We start from the raw sequence: 21,507 nt of genomic DNA, 5'->3' as shown, positions 1-21,507 counted from the left end.
GGTGTAAATCACCGTCGCGACCGCATTGGCGGTGTCGTGGAAGCCGTTGACGAATTCAAAGCCCAGCGCGATCAGCAGCGCCAGCCCCAATAATAAAAACGGAATGTAACTGGTATAGACGGCGCCGGCGTCGCTGACGTCGTTAAATAAGTTCACCCCGGCGAACGCGATCCCCAGAATTAATAAAAACACAAAAAAAAGAACAGTGAGTCGACTGTTCTTTTGATGCAGCTTGGGCAGGCTGGATGCGGCCGGCACACCCGTTTGAACGGCGCTGTTATCGCTCATAATGACCTTCCTGAGAGGATTGAATGCGGTAGCTGTCGCCTGAAAAGTATTCTGAATGAATGTGGCTTTTTTATGACGAAAATATTAATCATCGGGAACGGCGAAAATCATTAACGCCGATAAATAAAGATTGTTATAACAGCGGGGACGATCTTGGGTTAACGGCAACAGGCAGGATAAGGCGTTATGGTGCAACGGTTAGCGGAAAAGATGCACAAGCTTGATTTCGATGATGAAGTGACCGGGCTGATCTACGGCCATGTGTTTCGTTCCGGTGAGCCGCCGGCGCGCCTGAACTCGCAGCAGGTCTGTCAGGCCTACCAGGCTTTGCCGTCCGGCGACGGCTTTGTCTGGCTGCACCTCAATCTCAACCACGCGGCGGCGGAGAAGTGGCTGAAAAACCATTTCGCCATTTCCGATTTTTTCTTCCACGAAATTCGGCACGGTTCCCACACCACGCGCATCGAGCGCCAGGGCGACGATCTGTTCGCGGTGCTCAACGACGTGATTTTCCACCCTGAGGACAGCAACCCGGAAACGGCGACGCTGTGGCTCTATTGCTGCCGTGGGCTGGTGGTCACCGTGCGTCACAAACCGGTGCGATTGATTGAACGGCTGCTTGGCCGCCTGACGGCGCTGGAGCTGGCGTCGTCTACCGAGCTGCTGGCGCACCTGCTGGAAGAGCAGGAGGACGTGCTGGAGCAGGTGGTGCGGCAGGCTAACCAGTATGTCGATACCATCGAGGATCGCCTGCTGACCCGCCGCGTCAAACGCAACCGCGCCGAGCTGGGGCGCATGCGCCGCATGTTATTGCGCTTTCAGCGCCTGTTGGCGCCGGAACCGGCCGCGCTGTTTCGCCTGTTGAACCGGCCGCCGGCCTGGCTGAGCCGCGAGGTGGTGCAGGATCTGCGGCAGTTTACCGAAGAGTTCACCGTGGTGTTGAACGATCTCGCCAGCCTGACCGAACGCATCCGGCTGCTGCAGGAAGAACTGGGCGCCAAGCTGATGGAGCAGAATAACCGCACGCTCTACACCTTGACGGTGATCACCGTACTGGCGTTGCCGATCAACATCGTCGCCGGTTTCTTCGGCATGAACGTCGGAGGGATACCGCTGGCCAGCAATCACCACGGTTTTATCCTGCTGGTGTTGCTGGTCGGCAGTTTTACGCTGATCGCCGGTTATCTGGCGTTCAGGCGCAGGGACGAGTCGTAATTACAGGCGGGCGCGGTACTCTTCTTCCAGCCGGGCATGGGTGCTCCAGAACGGCTGCGGCGCCCGATCGTGCAGACGATCCAGCAGGATATCCAGATGGGTGTGCCAGCCGCCGGCGACGCTGAGCATCTCGTCGCGGTTGGCCAGGCGCCGGTGGGTGACCGTCAGCAGCACCGCGTTTCCCTGTTCCGTCAGCTCGAAGGTCACCTCGGAAGGGCGGCCCTGATCTTGTTCGGCCCAGGTAAAGCTCAGCAGGCGCGGCGGGAACAGGCAGGTGATGTGGCCGCGGTTGCTGACGCAGCCGCCGTGCTGTTTGTACTTGGCCGGCGGTGGCTCGTGCTCGCCCGCCAGATCGGAGTTGCGAAACTCCAGCTCCAGCGGCGCGCCGTTTTCCAACTTCATGGCGCCGGCCGCCAGCCAGGTGGCGCGCTTGTCGGATTCGGTCAGGTAAGCCCACACCCGTTCGATGGGGCCGGGCAGCAGCCGCTGGATGCGCAGCGTGCCGGGTTCGATAATCATGCCGTAATCATTCATGGTTCACTCCTTGGGAGGAAGCTGTTCGGGCTGCAGCAGCGCCTGTTCGAGCGCATCCAGCCGTTCAGTCCAGAAATGTTCATAGGTTTGCAGCCAGTGCATGGCCTGCGCCATAGGCTCGGGTTCGAGCCGGCAGATATGGTTTCTTCCTTGCACGGTGCGTTGCACCAGGCCCGCATGTTCCAGTGCTTTCACGTGCTTGGAGGCGCCGGCGAACGACATCTGCAGCGGCGCGGCCAGTTCGCCGATGCTGCGCTCACCGCCGGCCAGCGCGCGTAACATCGAGCGGCGGGTCGGGTCGGCCAGCGCATGAAAAATGGCGTCCAGCTGTGAGGAAGATAATTCAACCATATGGTTGAATATAGAACAGGCGGGCTAATATTCAACCGTTTTGTTGAATATTTTTTTGCCCCGGCGAGAAACCGGGGCGAGGATCAGGCGCCGGCGTGCGCCAGCAGGGCGTTCAGCAATACGTCGGCGCCGGCGGCGGCCCAGGCGGGGGTGATATCTTCCCGCTCGTTGTGGCTGATGCCGTCCACGCAGGGAATGAAAATCATGGCGGTCGGAGCGACGCGGTTAAGGTAACAGGCATCGTGGCCGGCGCCGGAAATCATGTCGCGATGGCGATAGCCCAACGCTTGCGCGGCATGACGTACGCTGTCGATGCAGCCCCGATCGAAAGCGACCGGGGGATACTGGAAGATGCGCTCGGCGCGCGCGGTCAGGCTGCCGTCGTTGACGGCGTTCACCGCCGCCAGCAGGCGCTGCTCCATCTGCTCCAGAATTGACTCCTCTGGATGGCGGAATTCGACGCTGAAAAAGACGCGTCCCGGCACCACGTTGCGTGAATTGGGGGTAATTTGCGCCATGCCCACCGTGGCGCGCGCGTCGGGCGCGAAATCCCAACCGATGCGGTTGACCGCCGTGACCAGCGCCGCAAAGCCGAGCAGGGCGTCGCGGCGCCGATCCATCGGCGTGGTGCCGGCATGGGCGCTGAAGCCGACGACCTCCAGTTCATACCAGCGCTGCCCTTGTGCGGCGGTCACCACGCCGATGTCGAGATGCTCCGCTTCCAGAATCGGCCCCTGTTCGATGTGCAACTCGAAGGCGGCGTGGATCGGCGCGCCGCCCACCGGATACTCGCCGGCGTAGCCGATGCGCTCCAGCGCGTCGCCGAGGCTGACGCCGTGCTCGTCGCGGCGCGTCAGGCCGTATTCCAGGTCGAATACCCCGGCGAACACGCCCGAGGCGATCATCGCCGGCGCGAAGCGGGCGCCTTCTTCGTTGGTCCAGTTGATCACTTCGATCGCGCGTTCGGTGACGATCTGCCGAGCGTTAAGGGTACGAATAACCTCTAATCCGGCCAGCACGCCGTAGATGCCGTCGAAACGGCCGCCGCGGGGCTGCGAATCACCGTGCGAGCCGGTGACGACCGGCGCCAGCTCGGGGCGAGCGCCTTCACGGCGCAGGAACATGTTGCCCATTTTGTCGACGCGTACGGTGCAACCCGCCTCCAGCGCCCAGGCGCGCAGCTGATCGCGCGCTTGCCGATCCTCTTCGCTGAGCGCCAGCCGGGTGACGCCGTTATTGGCGATGGCGCCGAACTGCGCCATCGTCTGCAGGCTTTGCCACAGGCGCTCGCCGTTGACTCGATACGTCATTGATCTTCTCCCGGTGTTTTAGCGGTGTAGCGGAAATCGCAGCAGGGGGCGCCGGACATGATGGTCTGGCTGCGCTGCAGGTCAACGTCAGGCGCATAGCCGACGATAAACTGGCTGTCGCGAGCGCAGGAGAGCAGGTGGCCGATCTCCCCCAGCCCCATCTCGTGATACATCTCGGCGTAGCGGCAGCGGGTGACGTTATAGTCGAAGTGCTGTTCGTCCTGATTGATCACCTCGACGCGCAGCGCATCGTCTTTTTCCCACAGGTACTGCAAGGCGGCGAAGCTGCGCAGATCCGCGCCGTTCGGTTCCTGAGCGGCGAACTGTTTGCCCGCCGCGATGGCGGCATTCTCGATGGCCTCGCCGATCACCGCCTGGGCGCGCGCCTTGCCGATTTCACGCACCAGGATCTGGTAGATCGGTTTGATGATCTCCGCCTCGATTTTTCTGCGGGCCAAAATGCCCAACTCGTTGTTTGCACAGCTCATCGCCTTGCTCCTCTTGATTTATTGTGGTTTGGCGCCGCCCAACACGGTTTGCGGCTGCCATTTGCCGTCAACCACCCGATACAGGGTGAAGCTCGGCTGTTGCAGGTTGCCCTGCGCATCGAAGGCGATGGCGCCGGTCACGCCCTGGTAATGTATGGCGCGCAGTTTCGGCAGATAATCGGCCGGGTTGGCCGAGCCGGCCTGTTCGATGGCGGCGATCAGCACTCGGGTGGCGTCGTAGGCGAAGGGCGCATGCAGTTCGATGTGGGTGTGGTAACGATCGCGGTAGGCTTGCTCAAACGCCTTGCCGCCCGGCATCTGTTCCAGCGGCAGCCCCGGCTCCAGCGCCACCACGCCTTCACCTTCCTGCTGCGCCAGCGTCAGGAAGGTTTGGCTGACAAAGCCGCCGGCGCCCATCAGCTGCGCGTTCATGCCCAGCTGTTTCAGTTTGCGCGCCAGCGGCGCCGCCTGGGAATCTACGCCGCCGAAGAAGATCAGATCGGCGTTTTTGCTGCGCACGGTGGTCAGCACGGCGCTGAAATCGACGGTCTTGTCATCCACATACTCGCGGGCGACCGGCTGCACGCCCTGGGCCTGCAGCGATTTGATGAACTCGTCCGCCAGCCCCTGGCCGAAAGCGGTGCGATCGTCGATCACTGCGATGCGCTTGGCTTTCAGCGTTTTCATCGCATATTGCCCGGCGTAGTTGCCGCCGTCGTCGTCGTGGCCCATCACGCGAAAGCTGGTGTCAAAACCTTGTTGCGTATAGCCGTGACCGGTGGCGACCGGCGCCACCTGGGCGATCCCGGCGTCGTGATAGATGCGCGCCGCCGGGATGCTGGTGCCGGTGTTCCAGTGGCCGACCACGCCGGCGACGCCTTCGTCGACCAAACGCTGCGCCACGGCCACGGCGGTGCGCGGATCGGACTGGTCGTCCTCGGACACCAGTTTGAAGGTGACCGGTTTGCCGTTCAGCGTCGGTTTCTGCGCGTTAGCGTCGGCGATCGCCAGTTGCGCGCCGTTTTCGAGATCTTTGCCGATGCGCGCGGAAGGGCCGGTCAGCGGCCCGGCCAGGCCGATCAGCACGGTGTCGGCCGCCAGCGCCGGGAGGCTAAGAATCATTGTCATGGCCGCCAGCGCCAACGGTTTGATGCGAATGTTCTGTTGCATGTCATACTCCTGGTGCGGTTAAAAGAAACAACGGTTATTCACCCAAATAGATCTGTTTGATTTTTTCATCGTCCAGCATGTCGGCGGAACGGCCGCTGTGGCTCAGGCTGCCGCTGTCCAACACATAGGCGCGATCGGTGGACTCCAGCGCCAGGCGGGCGTTCTGCTCGACCAATAGTAGCGTGACGCCGTCACGGGCTAACTGCTTGATGACCGTGAAAATGGCTTCCACCACAATCGGCGCCAGCCCCATCGAGGGTTCGTCCAATATCAGCAACCGCGGGCGGCTGAGCAGCGCGCGGCCCATCGCCACCATCTGCTGTTCACCGCCCGAAAGTAGCCCGGCCGGTTGGTGCAGGCGCTCGCTCAGCCGCGGGAAGGTGGCGCACACCCGTTCGAAATCTTGCCGCACCGCCGATTTGTCGCGCCGTGCATAGGCGCCGAGCTGCAGGTTCTCCCGCACCGTCAAACGGGTGAAAATGCCGCGTCCCTCCGGCACCATCACCAGCCCCCGTTGCAGCAACCGGTGCGGCGGCACGCCGCGAATCGAGCAACCGTCGAACAGGATGTCGCCTTCGAACGGCTGCAGGCCGGTCAGCGCTCGCAGGCTGGAGCTCTTGCCCGCGCCATTGGCGCCGATCAGCGTCACCTGTTCGCCGGCGTTGACCATAAAATCTATGCCTTTGACCGCATGAATGCCGCCATAAGACACTTTGAGTCGTTTAACGCTCAGCAGGGCTTCAGACATGCGCGCCGCCTCCCAGATAGGCCTGAATGACCGCAGGTTCGCGCCGCACCTGCGCCGGCTCGCCTTCGGCGATCGCTTTGCCGTAATCCAGCACCGTCAGCCGATCGCACAGACCCATCACCAGTTTGACGTCGTGTTCGATCAGCAGCAGCGTTTTGCCGCTGTCGCGGATGCGCAGCAGCAGCTCGCGCAACGCCACTTTTTCTCCGGCGTTCATGCCGGCCGCCGGTTCGTCCAGCGCCAGCAGCCGGGGCTCGGTTGCCAGCGCGCGGGCAATCTCCAGACGGCGTTGGTGGCCATAGGCGAGATCGCCGGCGCGGTAATGGGCGAATTGGCTGATGCCGACGTACTCCAGCAGCGCATGAGATTTATCGCGCACCGCCTGTTCCTCCTCTTTCGCGCGCCCGTGGCGAGCGATCGCCGCCCACAGGCCGTTGCGGGTGCGCACATGGCAGCCGACCATCACGTTTTCCAGCACGCTCATTTCGTTGAACAACCGCAGGTTCTGGAAGGTGCGGGCGATGCCGGCCTGCACCACTTTGTCGATGGCCTGTGGTTTATAGCGCTGGCCCAACAGGCTGAACTCGCCCTCGTCGGCGCGATACAGGCCGGTGATCAGGTTGAAGCAGGTGGTTTTGCCGGCGCCGTTCGGCCCGATCAGGCCGTAGATTTCCCCCTGGCGGATGCTCATGCTGACGTCATCCACCGCCGTCAGGCCGCCGAAACGTTTGCTGACGTGATTTAAAGCGAGCAGCGGCGTCATGCGGCATTCCTCCCGGCATGGCGAGCCGGCCATAGGCCCGCCGGGCGATACAGCATCACCAGGATCAGCGCCAGGCCGTAGAACAGTTGGCGGATAATTTCCGGGTCGATCAGCACCTGGCCGAACAGCGCCTGCTGCAGCGGCCCCATGCTGCTGCGCAGCAGCTCCGGCAGGGCGGCCAGCAGCAGCGCGCCCAGGATCACGCCGGGGATGTGCCCCATGCCGCCGAGCACCACCATCGCCAGTACGGCGATCGATTCCTGCAGGGTGAAGGATTCCGGCGACACGAAGCCTTGAAACGCGGCGAACAGCGCGCCGGCCACGCCGCCGAAGGTGGCGCCGATGGCGAAGGCCAGCAGCTTGAAGTTGCGGGTGTTGATGCCCATCGCCCGCGCGGCGTCCTCGTCTTCGCGGATTGCCGTCCATGCGCGGCCAATGCGCGAATTCTGCAGCCGCAGGCTGATAAACAGGATCGCCAGAAGCAGCGCGGCGAACAGGTAGTAATACAGGTACAGGCCGGAAAAACGCACGCCGAACCACTCATGCATGCCGGAAAACTTCAGGCCGAACAGGCTGACCGGATCGACGCCGGAAATGCCTTTGGGGCCGTTGGTGAGGTTGACCGGGCGATCCAGGTTGCGCATCAGAATGCGCACGATCTCGCCGAAGCCCAGCGTGACGATCGCCAGATAATCGCCGCGCAGCCGCAGCGTCGGCGCGCCGAGCAGGATGCCGCACGCCGCCGCCAGCAGCGCCGCCAGCGGGAGCAGCCACAGCATCGACAGATGCAGTCCGTCGGGGAACCACTGCAGCAGCAGCGGGAACTGCTGCGTCAGATGCGGTGACGACAGCAGCGCGGCCAGATAGGCGCCAACGGCGTAAAAAGCGATAAAGCCCATGTCCAGCAATCCGGTCATGCCCACCACGATGTTCAGTCCGAGCGCCAGCATCAGGTACAGCAAGGCGAAGTCGACAACGCGCACCCAATAGTTGCCGCCGGCGGCGCCCGCCACCCAGGGCGCCAGCAGCAGGGCGAGAATGAACAACGTCAGCCCCAACCCGGCGCGACGCGGCCTGGCCAGAGGAGCGGGGGGAGTCAAAACGGTCATGGTGATGTCCTTATGCGCGTGTGGCGATGCGTTCGCCCAACAGCCCGGAGGGGCGGAAAACCAGCACGGCGATCAGCACCAGAAACGCGAACACGTCCTGGTAGTTGCTGCCGAACACGCCGCCGGTCAGCTCGCCGAGATAGCCGGTGCCCAGCGATTCGAACAGCCCCAGCAGCAAACCGCCAAGCATCGCGCCGCGCAGGTTGCCGATGCCGCCGAGCACGGCGGCGGTAAACGCCTTGATGCCGGGCAGAAAGCCCATCGAGAAACCGGCATTGCCGTAGTTGCTGGCCATCATGATGCCGGCCACCGCCGCCAGCGCGCCGCCGAGCGCGAAGGTCAGAACGATGATGCGGTCAGGACTGATGCCCATCAGGCCGGCGACCTGCGGGTTTTCCGCCGTGGCGCGCATGGCGCGGCCGAAACGGCTGTGTTCGACCAGCAGCCAGAGGCCGGCCATCACCGCTACGGCCACCGCCAGCGTGACGATCGCCGTGCCGGTGATCACCGCCGGCGCATGTTCGGCGCTGCCTGCGGTCAGGGCGATGGGCGTCATCGGCAACAGCTGCGGAAACATCAGGGGATTGCGTGACCAGATCAGCATCGCCAGGGTTTGCAACAGCAGCGAGACGCCGATGCCGCTGATCAGCGGGGCCAGGCGCGGTGCATTACGCAACCGGCGATAGGCCAGACGCTCGATCGCCATCGAGGTGATGGCGCAGACCGCCATGGCGAACAGGGCCGCCAGCAGCAGCGTGGCGTAGGGCGATAACGCGGGAAAGTGGTGTTGCAACACGCTTATCGCCGACAGCGCGCTCAGCGCCCCGACCATCAGCACGTCGCCGTGCGCGAAGTTGATGATGCGCAGGATGCCGTACACCATGGTGTAGCCGAGCGCGATCAGCGCATAAATGCTGCCGAGCATCAAACCGTTGACGGTTTGCTGTACCAGCGTATCCATAAGGAGAGTCCGGAGATATTGAGTCAGAGGCTCACAGTAGAGAATTTAAAAAAATTGTAAAATACGGAAAAATACTTTCTTATACAAAAAACGAGTGATTTTAATGCATTGATTTTTATGTATATTGAATCCATTCCTTCAGTGTCGATTTCCCAAGAACAGTCAATATATGAAAAAAACAGAACAGTACGATGAGCCATTGCCGATGTTGCCGAACGATCCGCCTCTGCGCGCCGTGCGGGCGTTCGAAGCCATCGCGCGCCTGGGTGGCATCAGCGCGGCGGCTAACGAGCTGATGATTTCGCCTTCGGCGGTCAGTCATCAACTCAAAACGCTGGAGGCATTTTTGCAGATGCCGTTGACTGAACGGCAGGGGCGCAACCTGGTGCTGCGCAGCGAGGGGCGGGAGTACTACCGCTCGATTCGCTCGGCGTTCAACGTGCTGCGGCAGGCGACCGAACACGTGCGTGAACAATCCGCGTCGCGGCAGGTGACCATCAGTCTGATCCCGCTGTTCGGCATGGGCTGGTTCATTCCGCGGCTGCGCGGCTTTCTGCGCGAAAACCCGGATATCGACATCAATGTGGTCTACGCCAACCACCGCAATTACCTGAGCGACGCCGCCGATCTGTCGATCCGCTTCGGGATCGGGCAGTGGACCGGCTATCGCAGCGAGAAGCTGATGTCCGGCAAAATGGTGCCGGTGTGCAGCCGGGCATTCAGTAAACTGCACGGTCTGCTCGATACGCCGGATCAGCTGGCGACGCTGCCGCTGCTGCACGACGAGGAGCGCAATACCTGGATGCAATGGTTTCAGCAGGCCGGCGTCAAGCGCCCGCTGCGCAGCATCGGCCCGATGTTTGAGGACGGATTGTTGACATTGGCGGCGGTGCAGGCGGGGCTAGGGTGCGCGTTGATGCGTGAACCGTTAATCGCCCACTACCTTGAAAGCGGTGAGTTGATCAAAATGTTCGATCTGCCGATCGATGACGGCCGCGATTATTACCTGTGCGCTCGGCTGGATAGTGAACTGTCGCAGGAAGGCGAAAATCTGCGGCAGTGGCTGCGCCGTGAGGCGGCGGAAAGCCGAGGGGATTAAGCGCCGTTTGGCCATGGCGGCGCGGAACCTTCGAACCGCCCAGCCAGGCGCGGCGATTTGCGCGGCTTGATAACCGGCAAGAAAAGAAATGTCACAACTGCGGCGCCTATCACACCGTGCAGATTGCATTTCATTCCTGGCCGCCATAACCTGACAAGAAACGGATTGTTACTGACGCGATCAGGCAAAACCTAACTTCTCTCCCGGCATCGAACATGGCCGGATGGGCGGTTAGGTTTTTTTTTTTGCAAAAGGAGAAGGGAATGAAACTTGTCGTCGCTAATGACTACCAGGAAATGAGTGAGCTGGCCGCCAGCCTGTTGTTGAGTTACATGCTGCGCCCGCAGCGCGTCAATCTGGCTATCACCGCCGGCTCGACGCCTAAACGGATGTATGAGTTGTTGGCTCCGCGCGTCAAGGGCCACGCGGAATTCGCCAACGTGCATTACTATAATTTCGATGAAATTCCTTACGCCGGCCGATCGGGCTATGGCGTCACCATGGAGAATCTGCACCGTATGTTCTTCGGCCCGGCGGCGATCCCCGAGCGGCAACTGCACGTCTTGAATTCGGACAACTACCTCCAGCACGATCGGCGTATCGCCGAGGATGGCGGGCTGGATGCAATCGTGATGGGCGTCGGAGCGGACGGGCATTTCTGCGGCAATCTGCCGGGCACCACTGCCTTCGAAGACCGCACCTGTCGGGTGCCGGTTTCCGCCAGGCCGGATATGGCGGACATTTTGCTCAAAGAGGTGGGCGGCCGCACTGAATGGCTGCCCGATCATTACGTCACCCTGGGGCCTGCGAGCGTGATGGCCGCCAAAAAGCTGGTGCTGATCGTCAACGGTTCGCACAAAGCGGACATTTTGCGGCGCATTGTCACCGGCTCTGTCGACGCCGCAGTGCCCGCCAGCATTTTGATGTTGCATCCGGACCTGTTGATTATCGCCGATCGGGAGGCCGCGGCGCTGCTGTCTTAAGCGTTCATCCGGCGCATCTCGCCTCAGAACCAACGGTCATAACCTGCAACCAAAGCGTCTTTCCCTGTGGCACAGAATCAGGCTAGAGTGCGTTTTTTCATGCAGCTGGGGATGACGATGCTGTTCGATTTAAACCGGCAGGCAGCCGAACTGCCCGAGGCCTGGCGTTCCGCCGTGCTGGGCCGCGTCGGTGCGGCCAATATCAAAGTGCTGCGTATGGATGCGCGCAGCATTGCGGATGAAGTGCATGATTACAGTGAAGGGTTGCTGGTGATCAGCGGCCACCTGCGGCTGCAGGTGGCGGGGGAAACGATGGTAGTGCGGGCCGGGCAGCTGTATCAGGCCGCGGCCGGCGTACCGCACCGCGTGTTGCCGGGCAGCGAAGGCACGCTGGTGATTGTCGATCTGCCGGAAGATTAAGCGCCGCCCAAAGCCCTGAGCGCCACGTTCACCGCCGCCAATAACCGCGCTTCGGTGACGCCGTCACGCGCCTGAATCGACAGGCCGTGCAAGAAGACGGCGAAATAGTCCCCCAGGCTATCGGCGTCGGTGCCGGCCGGCAGTTCGCCGGTTTGCACCGCCTGCCGCAGCCGTTCGACGATCTGCTGCGTGCGCTGCAGCCGATGCTCTGCCAGCCAAACTTTGAGTCCGTCGTTTTCCGCGCTGACGCTGGCGGCGGAGGAGACCACCATGCAGCCCTGCGGCAGATCCGGCCGGCTATAGAGCCGCACGGCATCTTCCAGCAGGCGTTTGATCGCCGGGCGAATGCCGCTTTCCTGCGCGAAGGCGCGATCGGCAAAGCCGCCTTCGGCGGTTTCGTAACTGGCGATCGCCTCGCGGAACAGCTGCTCTTTGGAACCAAACGCTTTGTAGATGCGCGCGGAAGCAATACCCAGTTCCGCCACCAGATCCGACATCGAAGTGCCTTCGTAACCTTGCCGCCAGAATAAGTTTCGCGCCTTCAAGAGCGCCTGTTCGCGATCGAACTCGCGCGGTCTGCCTGCCATTCGCTGCTCCAATTTACCTGCCATTCAGCGACATAGGATCGCTTAAATCGGTGGGAATACCAATACCTTTATAAATTTCGCTTGCGGTCGCCGCGCTTTGCTCCTATTGTTTGTCAATCGACAACCAATAGGAGTTTACGATGAAAACCCTCAAAGGTCCAAGCCTGCATCTCGCGCAGTTCAGCGATGAAACAGCGCCGTTCAACAGCCTGCCCGCCATTGCCGAGTGGGCGGCGCAGACCGGTTTTAGCGCGTTGCAGATCCCGGCCTGGGATCGGCGTTTATTCGACGTGGCCACCGCTGCGCAAAGCCAAACCTACTGCGACGATCTGACCGGCATGTTGGCGGAGCATGGGTTGGTGGTCAGCGAACTGACCAGCCATATTTTCGGTCAACTGATGGCGGTGCACCCGGCTTACGATGCGCTGTGCGACAGCTTCGCGCCGCCGGCGCTGCACGGTAATCCGCAGGCGCGCGGCGAGTGGGCGCGGCAGCAAATGCAGCTGGCGGTAAAAGCCTCGGCGCGGCTCGGGCTCAGCGAGTTGGGCACCTTTTCCGGTTCACTGGCCTGGCCCTATCTGTTCCCGTTCCCGCAGCGCCCGGAAGGATTGATCGACGCCGCGTTCAACGAGCTGGCCAAACGCTGGCTGCCGGTGCTCAACGCCTGCGACGAGCTGGGCATCAACCTGTGCTACGAAATTCACCCGAGTGAAGATCTGCATGACGGCGTGACCTACGAGATGTTTCTTGAGCGCGTTGGCCATCATCCGCGTTGCCGGGTGCTGTTCGATCCGAGCCATATGGTGCTGCAGCAGCTCAACTATTTGGAGTTTATCGATATTTATAAAGAGGTTATCGGCATGTTCCACGTTAAGGACGCCGAGTTCAACCCGACCGGGCGCCAGGGCATTTACGGCGGTTATCAGTCATGGATCGATCGCGCCGGCCGCTTCCGCTCGCTGGGCGACGGCCAGGTCGATTTCAACGGCATTTTTTCCCGTTTGACGCAGTATGGCTATCAGGGCTGGGCGACGCTGGAGTGGGAATGCTGCCTGAAAAATCCGCAGGACGGCGCGCGCGAAGGCGCGGCCTTCATTCGCGATCGCATCATCCATGTCACCGACAAAGTGTTCGATGACTTCGCCGGCGCACCGGTCAACCCACAGCAGATTAATGCCTTGCTCGGCATTCGCTGAGCCAGTCCATCACAGGGAGTCACCCCATGAAACAACAAGAGAACGAGATCCTGTTGCAGGATCTCGGGGCGGAACACGTCTATACCCAGGTCAATGGCCAACGTATCCACTGCGTGATAGCCGGTGAAGGGCTGCCGGTGTTGCTGATCCCCGGCTGGCCGCAAACCTGGTACACCTGGCGCCATGTGATGCGCGCCTTGGCGGCGGCCGGTTTTCAGGCGATCGCCGTCGATCCGCCGGGCATCGGCGACTCTGACAAGCCCGTCGGTGGCTATGACACCGGCAGCGTCGGTGCGGCATTGCACGCGATGATGGCGCAACTGGGCCACGAACGTTACCAACTGGTCGGCCACGACATCGGCATGTGGATCGGTTACGCCATGGCGAGCGACTTCCCGCAGGCGGTGGAGCGCCTGGTGCTGACGGAGGCGGTGATCCCCGGTCTGGCGCCGCCGCCGCCGATTTTCGTCGCGCCGGAGGAGAACATCTTCCTGTGGCATTTCATGTTCAACCAGCTGGCGGATTTGCCGGAGACCCTGACCCAGGGGCGCGAGCGGGAGTATCTTGGCTATATCTTCAACCGCTGGTCCTATCGGCGCGACCGGGTGGCGGCTGAGGTCTATATCGCCGCCTATTCGGCGCCGGGCGGCCTGCGCGCCGGATTCGACTATTACCGGGCGATCCCGGAGACCGTTCGCCAGAACCGGCTGCGCGCCGCCACGCCGTTGACGATGCCGGTGCTGACCGTGGGGGCGGAGCACGCCACCGGCGACGCGCCGCTGACGACGCTGCAGGGCAATGCGTGCGATCTGCAGGGCGAAACGGTCGCCGGCTGCGGCCATTTCATCACCGAGGAGTGTCATGAAGCGTTTATCGCATTGATTACGCCGTTCCTGGCGGGAGAACAACATGCCGCTTGATGAACGCATCGCCGCCTTTACGGCATCGGCCGATGTGCCGCCGCCCGCGTCGCTGGCGGAAATGCGCGCGGCCACGGAAACCGGTTTGCGCTTGCTGCAGGGCGAAGCGGCACCGAGCGGCGGCGTCAGGGACTATACGGTGGTCGCCGCCGATGGGCACCGGATTGCGCTGCGCGCCTATCTACCGGCGGGGGAAAGGCGCGCTGCCGCACAACCGGCGATGCTGTTCGCCCACGGCGGCGGCTGGTGCCTCGGTTCGCTGGCGCTGTACGATCGGCCCTGCCAGGCGCTGGCTAACGCCACCGGCCGGGTGATCCTGTCGGTCGACTATCGTCTGGCGCCAGAGTATCCGTTTCCGCAGCCGCTGGAAGATGTCTATCAGGCGCTCTGCTGGGTGGTGCAACAGGCGCCGCAGTTGGGGATCGACGCGCAGCGCTTGGCGGTGGGGGGCGACAGCGCCGGGGGCAATCTGGCGGCGGCGGTCGCGCTGCTGGCGCGGGATCGCGGCGGCCCGCATATCGAGCGTCAGCTGCTGCTGTATCCGGCGCTCAGCCGCGAAATGGCGACGGAGAGCTATCGCGAGTTTGCCGAGGGGCACTTTCTGACGCGCGACGCGATGGTATTTTGTTGGCAGCAGTATCTGGCTCAGCGGCGCGAACACTACGGCGAACCGCTGCACGCCGCCACGCTGCGCGGGTTACCGCCGGCCACCATTCTGAGCTGCGAATATGATCCGCTGCGCGATGAGGCCGAGGAGTATGCGCAGCGGCTGCGTGAAGCGGGTGTGGCGGTACGCTGTGAACGGTTGCCGGGCATGGTGCATGCCTGCATTCACATGTTGGGGCTGACCCCGGCGGCGCGGCGCCTGTTCGAGCTGGCCGGTGAGTAAAAAAAAGCCCCGCATTGCGGGGCTTCTGGCTATTCATCCGAGGTGCGATTAACGGCCGGCGACGGTGACAAAGCGCGTTTCCAGGTAGGACTCGATCGCTTCGCTGCCGCCTTCGGTGCCGTGGCCGGAGTCCTTCACGCCGCCAAACGGCGTTTCCGGCAGGCCAAAACCGATGTGGTTGATGCTCAGCATGCCGCTCTCCACGTCGCGCCCCAGCGCATTGACGGTGGCGATGTTGCGGCTGTAGGCGTAGGCGGCCAGCCCGTACGGCAGGCGGTTGGCTTCGGCGATCGCCTCGTCGTAGGTGGCGAACGGGCGCAGCAGGGCGACCGGGCCAAACGGCTCTTCCGACATGGCGCGCGCGCTCAGCGGCACGTCGCGCAGCACCGTCGGCTCGAAGAAGTTGCCTTTGCCCGCCACGCGTTTGCCGCCGGTGCTGGCCTTCGCTCCGTGGGCGATAGCGTCCTGCACCAGCGCCTCGATATTGTCGACGCTGCGGCCCAGCACCATCGGCCCCATCGTCACGCCGTCTTCCAGCCCGTTGCCGAGCTTGAGTTCACGCACCGCGGCGGTGAATTTCTCCACGAAGGCCTCGTAAACGCCTTGCTGGATCAGGAAGCGGGTCGGGGCGATACAGACCTGGCCGGCGTTGCGGAACTTCGACTGCGCCAGCTCTTTGGCTGCCGCGTCGAGATCGGCGTCGTCAAAGATCAGCACCGGCGCGTGGCCGCCCAGCTCCATGGTGGCCTTTTTCATATGCTGGCCGGCCAGCGCCGCCAGATGTTTGCCCACGCGGGTGGAGCCGGTGAAGGAGATCTTGCGAATGGTCGGATGCGGGATCAGGTATTCCGAGATTTCCGCCGGGGTGCCGTACACCAGTGCGATCACCCCGGCTGGGATACCGGCGTCGGCGAAGGCTTTGATCAGCTCTGCCGGTGAGGCCGGGGTTTCTTCCGGACCTTTGACGATGATGGAACAACCCGCCGCCAGCGCGGCGGACAGCTTGCGCACGATCTGGTTAATCGGGAAGTTCCACGGCGTGAAGGCGGCCACCGGGCCGACCGGCAGTTTCAGGGTTTGCTGCTGCACGTCGCGGGCGCGGGACGGAATGATCTGCCCGTAGGTACGGGTGGCTTCGCCGGCGAACCAGTCGATAACGTCGGCGGCGTTGAGAATTTCAATCTTGGCCTGCGCCACCGGTTTGCCCTGTTCCTGCGTCATGATGGCGGCGATGGCGTCGGCGCGTTCGCGCAGCAGTGCAGCGGCTTTGCGCATCAGGTTGGCGCGCTGGTGTGCGGCGGTGTTGCGCCAGAGGTTAAATCCGCGCTCGGTGGCGGCCAGCGCCAGATCGAGATCCTCTGTGGCGGCGTGCGCCACCTGACCGATGACCTCGTCGCTGGCGGGGTTGGTGACAGGCAGGGTTTTCCCGGCCAGCGCGTTGCGCCATTGTCCATCGATATACAGTTGAGTATCCGGATACATTGTTGCCTCTTGTTTACGGAGTGGTCAGGGGCCGCTGAGTTTTGCGATGCGGCGCGCCTGAATGGGACAGGGACCTTAACCCTACGCCGAATGGCGGCGATCGTCCAGGCGAGGGGCACGAAAGGACCAGGGCGGCTACTCAATCGGCGATGTTTTGGCTATGCTGAGCAGATTGTCAGCACGGATGAGGAGGTCGGGTGCAAGGGGTTCCACAACAGTTTCCGTTCGAGAAGGATTGCGCGCAGTTCCGGCATTTGTCGCATCTGCCCGGCGTCGAACTCTATCAGGCGCACATTGAGCGCTATGCCTTCGAGCCGCATACCCATGACGCCTTCGCCATCGGCACCGTGGACACCGGGGCGGAGCGTTTTCGCTATCGCGGGGCGCAGCATTTAGCGGCGCCGGGCGCGCTGGTATTGATGAACCCGGACGAGCTGCACACCGGCGAAGCCGAAACGCCGGGCGGTTGGTGTTACCGCATGCTCTATCTGGCGCCCGAGGCGCTGGAGCAGCTGTCCGGCGATCGGAGCCAGTGGTTTACCGAGGCGGTGCGCCACGATCCGCGGGCGGCGCAGCGCCTGTCCGCCATTCTCGCCATGCTGTGGCAAACCGAGGATCCGCTTACGCTCGACGGCCTGCTGCTGGAGGCCGTCGAGTTGCTGCAACCGCATATCCGCTCCGGTCAACGAGAGAAAGCCGAGGCGGCGCACCGTTTCGAGGTGGTGAAAAGCTACCTGCACGATAATTACGCCGAGGCCGTAACCCTCCACCAACTGGCCGATCTGGTCTCGCTCAGCCCGTACCATTTCCAGCGCAAGTTCAAGGCCGAATATCACGTCTCTCCGCAGCAGATGCTGATGGCGATCCGGCTGTCGCAGGCTAAACGCATGCTGGAGCGCGGCATGCCCGCCGCACAGGTGGCGGCGGCGGCGGGGTTGACCGATCAGGCGCACCTGACGCGCGCGTTCGCTAACCGTTACGGCGTCACGCCGGTGCGTTTCCAGAAACAGGTGAAATTGGGCTAAAACAGCAACCTGCTACAATCATTCCTCCCCGCGTTTTCGTTACTCTGCCGCTGTCTTGTCGGGCGGGTTGGCCGCGCCGGCCGTTTGTCGGAGTCGTTATGTTCATTGGCGTTGTGTTTGCCCTGGCCGCCGGGCTGATGTGGGGACTGATTTTCGTCGGCCCGCTGCTGGTGCCGGACTATCCCGCCGCGCTGCAGTCCACCGGGCGCTATCTGGCCTTTGGGCTGATTACCTTGCCGCTGGCCTGGTTTGATCGCCGCCGCCTGCGCAAGCTGCGGCGCCAGGATTGGCTGGAAGCGCTCAAGCTGACGGCCATCGGCAATCTGCTGTACTACCTGTGCCTGGCCAGCGCCATTCAGCGCACCGGCGCACCGGTCTCGACCATGATCATCGGCACCTTGCCGGTGGTGATCGCCATCTGCGCCAACCTGTTTTACGGCCGGCACGACGGGCGCCTGGCCTGGAGCAAGCTGGCGCCGGCGCTGCTGCTGATCGTCTGTGGATTGGCGTGCGTGAACGTCGCCGAGCTGCGCGGCAATGCGGTATCGATCGACGGCTGGCGCTATCTCAGCGGTCTTGGGCTGGCCGTGTTGGCGGTGGCGTGCTGGACCTGGTTCCCGCTGCGCAATTCACGCTGGCTGCGGGAGAATCCGACGCAGCGGCCGGCCACCTGGGCCACGGCGCAAGGGCTGGTGACGCTGCCGCTGGCGCTGCTGGGCTATCTGGCAGTCTGCGGCCAATTGGCATTGAGCGAGCCGGCGTTCGCCTTGCCGTTCGGCCCGCGCCCCGAGGTGTTTATTCCACTGATGCTGATCATCGGCGTGTTCTGCTCCTGGCTGGGGGCGCTGTGCTGGAACGAAGCCAGCCAGCGGCTGCCGACGGTGTTGGTGGGGCCGCTCATCGTGTTCGAAATTCTGGCGGGGCTGGCGTATACCTTTCTGCTGCGCCAGGCCTGGCCGCCGTTGCTGACGCTGGCGGGCATCGTCTGTTTGATCGCCGGCGTGGTGTACGCCATGCGCATCAAGCCGCAGCCGGTGGTGGTGGCGCTGGAGGAAAAGCAGGGGTGACGCCCGCCGCAGCGGCGGGCGCGGGGGTTAACGCTTGCTGTGGTGAATGATCTCTTCGGCCACGTTGCGCGGCGCTTCGGCGTAGTGGCTGAATTCCATGGTGTAGGTGGCGCGGCCCTGCGACATCGAACGCAGGGTGGTCGAGTAGCCGAACATCTCGGACAGCGGCACCTTGGCGCGGATTTCCTTGCCGCCGCCACCCGGGATCTCTTCCATGCCCTGCACCAGACCGCGGCGTGAGGAGAGATCGCCCATCACGTTGCCGGCGTAATCCTCCGGCGTTTCTACCTCCACCGACATGATGGGCTCCAGGATCACCGGATCCGCCAGGCGGCAGGCGTCCTTGAAGCCGAAGATCGCCGCCATGCGGAACGCCTGTTCCGACGAGTCGACGTCATGGTAAGAACCGAAGGTCAGGTGCACCTTGACGTCCACTACCTGATAACCGGCCAGCACGCCGTTGTTCAGCGCCTCGAGCACGCCTTTTTTCACCGCCGGGATAAACTCGCCGGGAATGACGCCGCCCTTGATTTCATCGAAGAACTCGAAGCCTTTGCCGGGTTCGTTCGGCTCGACGGTCAGCACCACATGGCCGTATTGCCCTTTACCGCCGGACTGGCGCACGAACTTGCCTTCCACGTCGGCCACCCGTTTGCGGATGGTTTCGCGGTACGACACCTGCGGCTTGCCGGTGGTGGTCTCCACCCCGAATTCACGGCGCATGCGATCGACGATAATCTCCAGGTGCAGCTCGCCCATGCCGTAGATAATGGTCTGGCCGGATTCTTCATCGGTGCGCACCCGGAACGACGGATCTTCCGAAGAGAGGCGCTGCAGCGCGATGCCCATTTTCTCCTGGTCGCCCTTGGTTTTCGGCTCGATCGCCTGGGCGATCACCGGCTCGGGGAAGGTCATGCGCTCCAGCGTGATGATGGCGCCGGGATCGCACAGCGTATCGCCGGTGGTGACATCCTTCAGGCCAACGCAGGCGGCGATGTCGCCGGCGTGCAGCTCGTCGATGTCCTTACGATCGTTGGCGTGCATTTGCACGATCCGGCCGATGCGCTCCTTTTTGCCTTTGATCGGGTTGTAAACGCTGCTGCCTTTGGCCAGTACCCCGGAGTAGACGCGCACGAAGGTCAGCTGGCCGACGAACGGATCGGTCATCAGCTTGAACGCCAGCGCCGAGAACTTTTCGTTGTCATCTGCTTTGCGGGTGATGATTTCATCGTGTTCGCCGTGGCCTTCCATCGGCGGCACATCGAGCGGCGAGGGCATCAGCTCGATCACCGCGTCCAGCATGCGCTGCACCCCTTTGTTGCGGAACGCCGAGCCGCACAGCATCGGCTGGATTTCACCGGCGACGGTGCGCACCCGCAGCCCGTGGGCGATCTCCTCTTCGCTCAGGGGCACCTGGTTGAGGTATTTCTCCATCAGTTCTTCCGAGGCTTCGGCGGCGGCCTCAATCATGTTTTCACGCCACTCCTGCGCCGAATCGCGCAGCTCTGCCGGGATCTCTTCGAAGCTGAAGTTCATGCCCTGCGAGGCCTCGTCCCACAGAATGGCCTTCATCCGCACCAGATCCACCACGCCGCTGAAGTGATCTTCGGCGCCGATAGGGATAACGATCGGCACCGGGTTGGCTTTCAGGCGCTCGATCATCATTTTGCGCACGCGGAAAAAATCCGCGCCGATGCGGTCCATCTTGTTGACGAACGCCAGCCGCGGCACCTTGTACTTGTTGGCCTGGCGCCAGACGGTTTCCGACTGCGGCTGCACGCCGCCCACCGAGTCATAGACCATCACGGCGCCGTCCAGCACGCGCATCGAGCGTTCCACTTCAATGGTGAAATCGACGTGCCCGGGGGTATCGATGATATTGATGCGGTGCTGCGGATAGTTATGCTGCATGCCGTTCCAGAAGCAGGTGGTGGCCGCCGAGGTGATGGTGATGCCGCGCTCCTGTTCCTGCGCCATCCAGTCCATGGTCGCCGCGCCGTCATGCACTTCACCCAGCTTGTGGCTGACCCCGGTGTAAAACAGAATCCGCTCGGTGGTGGTGGTCTTGCCGGCATCGATATGCGCGGAGATGCCGATATTGCGGTAACGTTCGATAGGGGTGGTGCGAGCCATAATCAACCTTTCTTAGCCGCGTGAAGGAGAGCGGCTTAAACAGCATGGATAATGGTGATAATCCTCATAGGGTTATCCGTCGGATCGCAGAGCCTCGCTCTGGTCACAAACTAATCGTAGTTGAAGGCGTTGGTTTTTTTAAGCGATGGCTGTGATAGATGAAAGTTTGCACACAGGCGAAAAAAAGGCCCGTAACGGGCCTGTTGTCGAGCGGCGCGTTCGCCGCTTATTTGCGTCCCAGCAGGAAGCCGAAAACGATGCCGACCGCCGCCGCAACGGCCACGCCGGCCAGCGGGTTGGCTTCCACCTGCGTTCTTACGCTGTCCGCGGCGTCACGGGCGGCATAGCTGGCCTGGGAGGCGTATTTGCGCGCCGCGCCGCGCACCTGATGCTCCGGCGAATCAACGGCTTTGCCGAACGCTTCTTCTACCGCGCCTGCGGCTTCATTGGCTTTGTCTTCCGCTTTTCCAAACATGCTGCTCTCCTGTTCCTTGTGGGATAATGAACCCTAAGCCTAGCAGGCAAACGACGTTTTTTGCAGCATTCTGTGCGTTATAAGAGCAATCCGAGCAGAGAAAAGTCTTGCCGGGCGCGCGGTGACGGCTTCACCCGCGCGGCTTTTTGTGTTCTATTGGCTAGCGGTTTAACCGGGTACCGTTACCCTTTGACCGATTCGTTGAGTTGAAAGGACTCCCCATGTCAGTACTGCGTATTCTGGCGCTGCTCGCCGCGACTGCCGCCGCGTTGCCCGCTCAGGCTAAGCCTGCGC

22 protein-coding genes and 1 pseudogene are annotated in these 21,507 nt (G+C 62.6%); 9 read left to right on the top strand and 14 right to left on the bottom strand.

The window, feature by feature from the left end; all coding sequences use genetic code 11:
- Window positions 1-288: pseudogene (locus MMS95_RS23365) on the bottom strand (inorganic phosphate transporter); the annotation flags it as partial.
- Between the two features lie 186 nt (window positions 289-474).
- On the opposite strand from MMS95_RS23365, the gene MMS95_RS23360 reads away from it, so the two are divergent.
- Window positions 475-1,503 carry a transporter gene (locus MMS95_RS23360; protein WP_048323656.1) on the top strand — a complete coding sequence of 343 codons (1,029 nt, stop codon included), beginning with the start codon at window positions 475-477 and terminating at the stop codon, window positions 1,501-1,503.
- On the opposite strand, the gene MMS95_RS23355 is transcribed toward MMS95_RS23360, so the two are convergent.
- The 9 genes from MMS95_RS23355 to MMS95_RS23315 form a co-directional block, all read right to left on the bottom strand.
- Window positions 1,504-2,037, bottom strand: a complete 534-nt coding sequence (locus MMS95_RS23355) for an SRPBCC family protein (protein ID WP_015377962.1) — start codon at window positions 2,035-2,037, stop codon at window positions 1,504-1,506.
- Window positions 2,038-2,040: 3 nt separating this feature from the next.
- On the bottom strand, window positions 2,041-2,388 hold the full coding sequence (locus MMS95_RS23350; RefSeq protein WP_004938187.1) for a metalloregulator ArsR/SmtB family transcription factor: 348 nt from the start codon (window positions 2,386-2,388) through the stop codon (window positions 2,041-2,043).
- An 83-nt stretch (window positions 2,389-2,471) separates the two neighbouring features.
- Window positions 2,472-3,698 (bottom strand): Zn-dependent hydrolase, encoded by a 1,227-nt coding sequence (locus MMS95_RS23345; protein ID WP_242142364.1) that lies wholly within the window; start codon window positions 3,696-3,698, stop codon window positions 2,472-2,474.
- Complete coding sequence (locus MMS95_RS23340; protein WP_242142362.1) at window positions 3,695-4,186, bottom strand: L-2-amino-thiazoline-4-carboxylic acid hydrolase; 492 nt, start codon at window positions 4,184-4,186, stop codon at window positions 3,695-3,697. Before MMS95_RS23340 ends, MMS95_RS23345 begins: the two co-directional genes overlap by 4 nt.
- A gap of 18 nt (window positions 4,187-4,204) precedes the next feature.
- On the bottom strand, window positions 4,205-5,356 hold the full coding sequence (locus MMS95_RS23335) for a branched-chain amino acid ABC transporter substrate-binding protein (protein WP_242142359.1): 1,152 nt from the start codon (window positions 5,354-5,356) through the stop codon (window positions 4,205-4,207).
- 34 nt (window positions 5,357-5,390) lie between these two features.
- Window positions 5,391-6,104 carry an ABC transporter ATP-binding protein gene (locus MMS95_RS23330; RefSeq protein ID WP_033632968.1) on the bottom strand — a complete coding sequence of 238 codons (714 nt, stop codon included), beginning with the start codon at window positions 6,102-6,104 and terminating at the stop codon, window positions 5,391-5,393.
- On the bottom strand, window positions 6,097-6,867 hold the full coding sequence (locus MMS95_RS23325) for an ABC transporter ATP-binding protein (protein WP_048323648.1): 771 nt from the start codon (window positions 6,865-6,867) through the stop codon (window positions 6,097-6,099). The genes MMS95_RS23330 and MMS95_RS23325 overlap by 8 nt, the downstream gene beginning before the upstream one ends.
- Complete coding sequence (locus MMS95_RS23320; protein ID WP_082996764.1) at window positions 6,864-7,976, bottom strand: ABC transporter ATP-binding protein; 1,113 nt, start codon at window positions 7,974-7,976, stop codon at window positions 6,864-6,866. The genes MMS95_RS23325 and MMS95_RS23320 overlap by 4 nt, the downstream gene beginning before the upstream one ends.
- A 10-nt stretch (window positions 7,977-7,986) precedes the next feature.
- Entirely contained in the window at window positions 7,987-8,937 is a 951-nt protein-coding gene (locus tag MMS95_RS23315; RefSeq protein WP_021503755.1) for a branched-chain amino acid ABC transporter permease, read from the bottom strand.
- Between the two features lie 169 nt (window positions 8,938-9,106).
- Here MMS95_RS23315 and MMS95_RS23310 point away from each other — a divergent pair, with 169 nt between their 5' ends.
- From MMS95_RS23310 to MMS95_RS23300, 3 genes are all read left to right on the top strand, one after another.
- Window positions 9,107-10,036: a LysR substrate-binding domain-containing protein gene (locus tag MMS95_RS23310; RefSeq protein WP_033632971.1), complete on the top strand. Its 930-nt coding sequence runs from the start codon at window positions 9,107-9,109 to the stop codon at window positions 10,034-10,036.
- 263 nt (window positions 10,037-10,299) lie between these two features.
- Window positions 10,300-11,019: a glucosamine-6-phosphate deaminase gene (locus MMS95_RS23305; RefSeq protein WP_103085309.1), complete on the top strand. Its 720-nt coding sequence runs from the start codon at window positions 10,300-10,302 to the stop codon at window positions 11,017-11,019.
- 117 nt (window positions 11,020-11,136) lie between these two features.
- On the top strand, window positions 11,137-11,439 hold the full coding sequence (locus MMS95_RS23300; protein WP_033633644.1) for a cupin domain-containing protein: 303 nt from the start codon (window positions 11,137-11,139) through the stop codon (window positions 11,437-11,439).
- Here MMS95_RS23300 and MMS95_RS23295 read toward each other — a convergent pair.
- Window positions 11,436-12,026 (bottom strand): TetR/AcrR family transcriptional regulator, encoded by a 591-nt coding sequence (locus MMS95_RS23295; RefSeq protein ID WP_242142357.1) that lies wholly within the window; start codon window positions 12,024-12,026, stop codon window positions 11,436-11,438. The two genes, MMS95_RS23300 and MMS95_RS23295, sit on opposite strands and share 4 nt — an antisense overlap.
- A 140-nt stretch (window positions 12,027-12,166) precedes the next feature.
- On the opposite strand from MMS95_RS23295, the gene MMS95_RS23290 reads away from it, so the two are divergent.
- Genes MMS95_RS23290 through MMS95_RS23280 form a run of 3 tightly spaced genes read left to right on the top strand, consistent with a single transcriptional unit; the run spans window position 12,167 to window position 15,031 of the window.
- Complete coding sequence (locus MMS95_RS23290) at window positions 12,167-13,222, top strand: sugar phosphate isomerase/epimerase (RefSeq protein WP_213929007.1); 1,056 nt, start codon at window positions 12,167-12,169, stop codon at window positions 13,220-13,222.
- Between the two features lie 26 nt (window positions 13,223-13,248).
- Complete coding sequence (locus tag MMS95_RS23285) at window positions 13,249-14,142, top strand: alpha/beta hydrolase (RefSeq protein ID WP_103085306.1); 894 nt, start codon at window positions 13,249-13,251, stop codon at window positions 14,140-14,142.
- Window positions 14,132-15,031 (top strand): alpha/beta hydrolase, encoded by a 900-nt coding sequence (locus MMS95_RS23280; RefSeq protein ID WP_242142355.1) that lies wholly within the window; start codon window positions 14,132-14,134, stop codon window positions 15,029-15,031. The genes MMS95_RS23285 and MMS95_RS23280 overlap by 11 nt, the downstream gene beginning before the upstream one ends.
- Before the next feature lie 48 nt (window positions 15,032-15,079).
- Here MMS95_RS23280 and MMS95_RS23275 read toward each other — a convergent pair whose 3' ends face one another.
- Window positions 15,080-16,513, bottom strand: coding sequence for an NAD-dependent succinate-semialdehyde dehydrogenase (locus MMS95_RS23275; protein WP_004938137.1), 1,434 nt, complete (start codon window positions 16,511-16,513; stop codon window positions 15,080-15,082).
- Window positions 16,514-16,710: 197 nt separating this feature from the next.
- Here MMS95_RS23275 and MMS95_RS23270 point away from each other — a divergent pair, with 197 nt between their 5' ends.
- Both MMS95_RS23270 and MMS95_RS23265 read left to right on the top strand, forming a co-directional pair.
- Entirely contained in the window at window positions 16,711-17,538 is an 828-nt protein-coding gene (locus tag MMS95_RS23270) for an AraC family transcriptional regulator (protein WP_242142352.1), read from the top strand.
- A gap of 98 nt (window positions 17,539-17,636) precedes the next feature.
- Entirely contained in the window at window positions 17,637-18,605 is a 969-nt protein-coding gene (locus MMS95_RS23265) for a DMT family transporter (protein ID WP_197799158.1), read from the top strand.
- A 27-nt stretch (window positions 18,606-18,632) separates the two neighbouring features.
- On the opposite strand, the gene fusA is transcribed toward MMS95_RS23265, so the two are convergent.
- Window positions 18,633-20,738, bottom strand: a complete 2,106-nt coding sequence (gene fusA, locus MMS95_RS23260; protein ID WP_242142350.1) for an elongation factor G — start codon at window positions 20,736-20,738, stop codon at window positions 18,633-18,635.
- 226 nt (window positions 20,739-20,964) lie between these two features.
- Window positions 20,965-21,213: a DUF883 family protein gene (locus MMS95_RS23255; RefSeq protein WP_004938127.1), complete on the bottom strand. Its 249-nt coding sequence runs from the start codon at window positions 21,211-21,213 to the stop codon at window positions 20,965-20,967.
- Between the last annotated feature and the right edge of the window lie 294 nt (window positions 21,214-21,507).

This window comes from Serratia sp. PGPR-27 (genome assembly GCF_022678525.1).
Classification (GTDB): domain Bacteria; phylum Pseudomonadota; class Gammaproteobacteria; order Enterobacterales; family Enterobacteriaceae; genus Serratia; species Serratia nematodiphila.
This window is presented reverse-complemented; position numbering and strand designations above follow the sequence as displayed.

Coding starts and splice junctions, on each gene's coding strand:
- MMS95_RS23360 (WP_048323656.1), top strand. CDS start 475: ATGGTGCAACGGTTAGCGGAAAAGATGCACAAGCTTGATTTCGATGAT.
- MMS95_RS23310 (WP_033632971.1), top strand. CDS start 9,107: ATGAAAAAAACAGAACAGTACGATGAGCCATTGCCGATGTTGCCGAAC.
- MMS95_RS23315 (WP_021503755.1), bottom strand. CDS start 8,937: ATGGATACGCTGGTACAGCAAACCGTCAACGGTTTGATGCTCGGCAGC.
- MMS95_RS23345 (WP_242142364.1), bottom strand. CDS start 3,698: ATGACGTATCGAGTCAACGGCGAGCGCCTGTGGCAAAGCCTGCAGACG.
- MMS95_RS23330 (WP_033632968.1), bottom strand. CDS start 6,104: ATGTCTGAAGCCCTGCTGAGCGTTAAACGACTCAAAGTGTCTTATGGC.
- MMS95_RS23300 (WP_033633644.1), top strand. CDS start 11,137: ATGCTGTTCGATTTAAACCGGCAGGCAGCCGAACTGCCCGAGGCCTGG.
- fusA (WP_242142350.1), bottom strand. CDS start 20,738: ATGGCTCGCACCACCCCTATCGAACGTTACCGCAATATCGGCATCTCC.
- MMS95_RS23350 (WP_004938187.1), bottom strand. CDS start 2,388: ATGGTTGAATTATCTTCCTCACAGCTGGACGCCATTTTTCATGCGCTG.
- MMS95_RS23255 (WP_004938127.1), bottom strand. CDS start 21,213: ATGTTTGGAAAAGCGGAAGACAAAGCCAATGAAGCCGCAGGCGCGGTA.
- MMS95_RS23305 (WP_103085309.1), top strand. CDS start 10,300: ATGAAACTTGTCGTCGCTAATGACTACCAGGAAATGAGTGAGCTGGCC.
- MMS95_RS23295 (WP_242142357.1), bottom strand. CDS start 12,026: ATGGCAGGCAGACCGCGCGAGTTCGATCGCGAACAGGCGCTCTTGAAG.
- MMS95_RS23335 (WP_242142359.1), bottom strand. CDS start 5,356: ATGCAACAGAACATTCGCATCAAACCGTTGGCGCTGGCGGCCATGACA.
- MMS95_RS23340 (WP_242142362.1), bottom strand. CDS start 4,186: ATGAGCTGTGCAAACAACGAGTTGGGCATTTTGGCCCGCAGAAAAATC.
- MMS95_RS23320 (WP_082996764.1), bottom strand. CDS start 7,976: ATGACCGTTTTGACTCCCCCCGCTCCTCTGGCCAGGCCGCGTCGCGCC.
- MMS95_RS23355 (WP_015377962.1), bottom strand. CDS start 2,037: ATGAATGATTACGGCATGATTATCGAACCCGGCACGCTGCGCATCCAG.
- MMS95_RS23325 (WP_048323648.1), bottom strand. CDS start 6,867: ATGACGCCGCTGCTCGCTTTAAATCACGTCAGCAAACGTTTCGGCGGC.
- MMS95_RS23285 (WP_103085306.1), top strand. CDS start 13,249: ATGAAACAACAAGAGAACGAGATCCTGTTGCAGGATCTCGGGGCGGAA.
- MMS95_RS23280 (WP_242142355.1), top strand. CDS start 14,132: ATGCCGCTTGATGAACGCATCGCCGCCTTTACGGCATCGGCCGATGTG.
- MMS95_RS23265 (WP_197799158.1), top strand. CDS start 17,637: ATGTTCATTGGCGTTGTGTTTGCCCTGGCCGCCGGGCTGATGTGGGGA.
- MMS95_RS23275 (WP_004938137.1), bottom strand. CDS start 16,513: ATGTATCCGGATACTCAACTGTATATCGATGGACAATGGCGCAACGCG.
- MMS95_RS23290 (WP_213929007.1), top strand. CDS start 12,167: ATGAAAACCCTCAAAGGTCCAAGCCTGCATCTCGCGCAGTTCAGCGAT.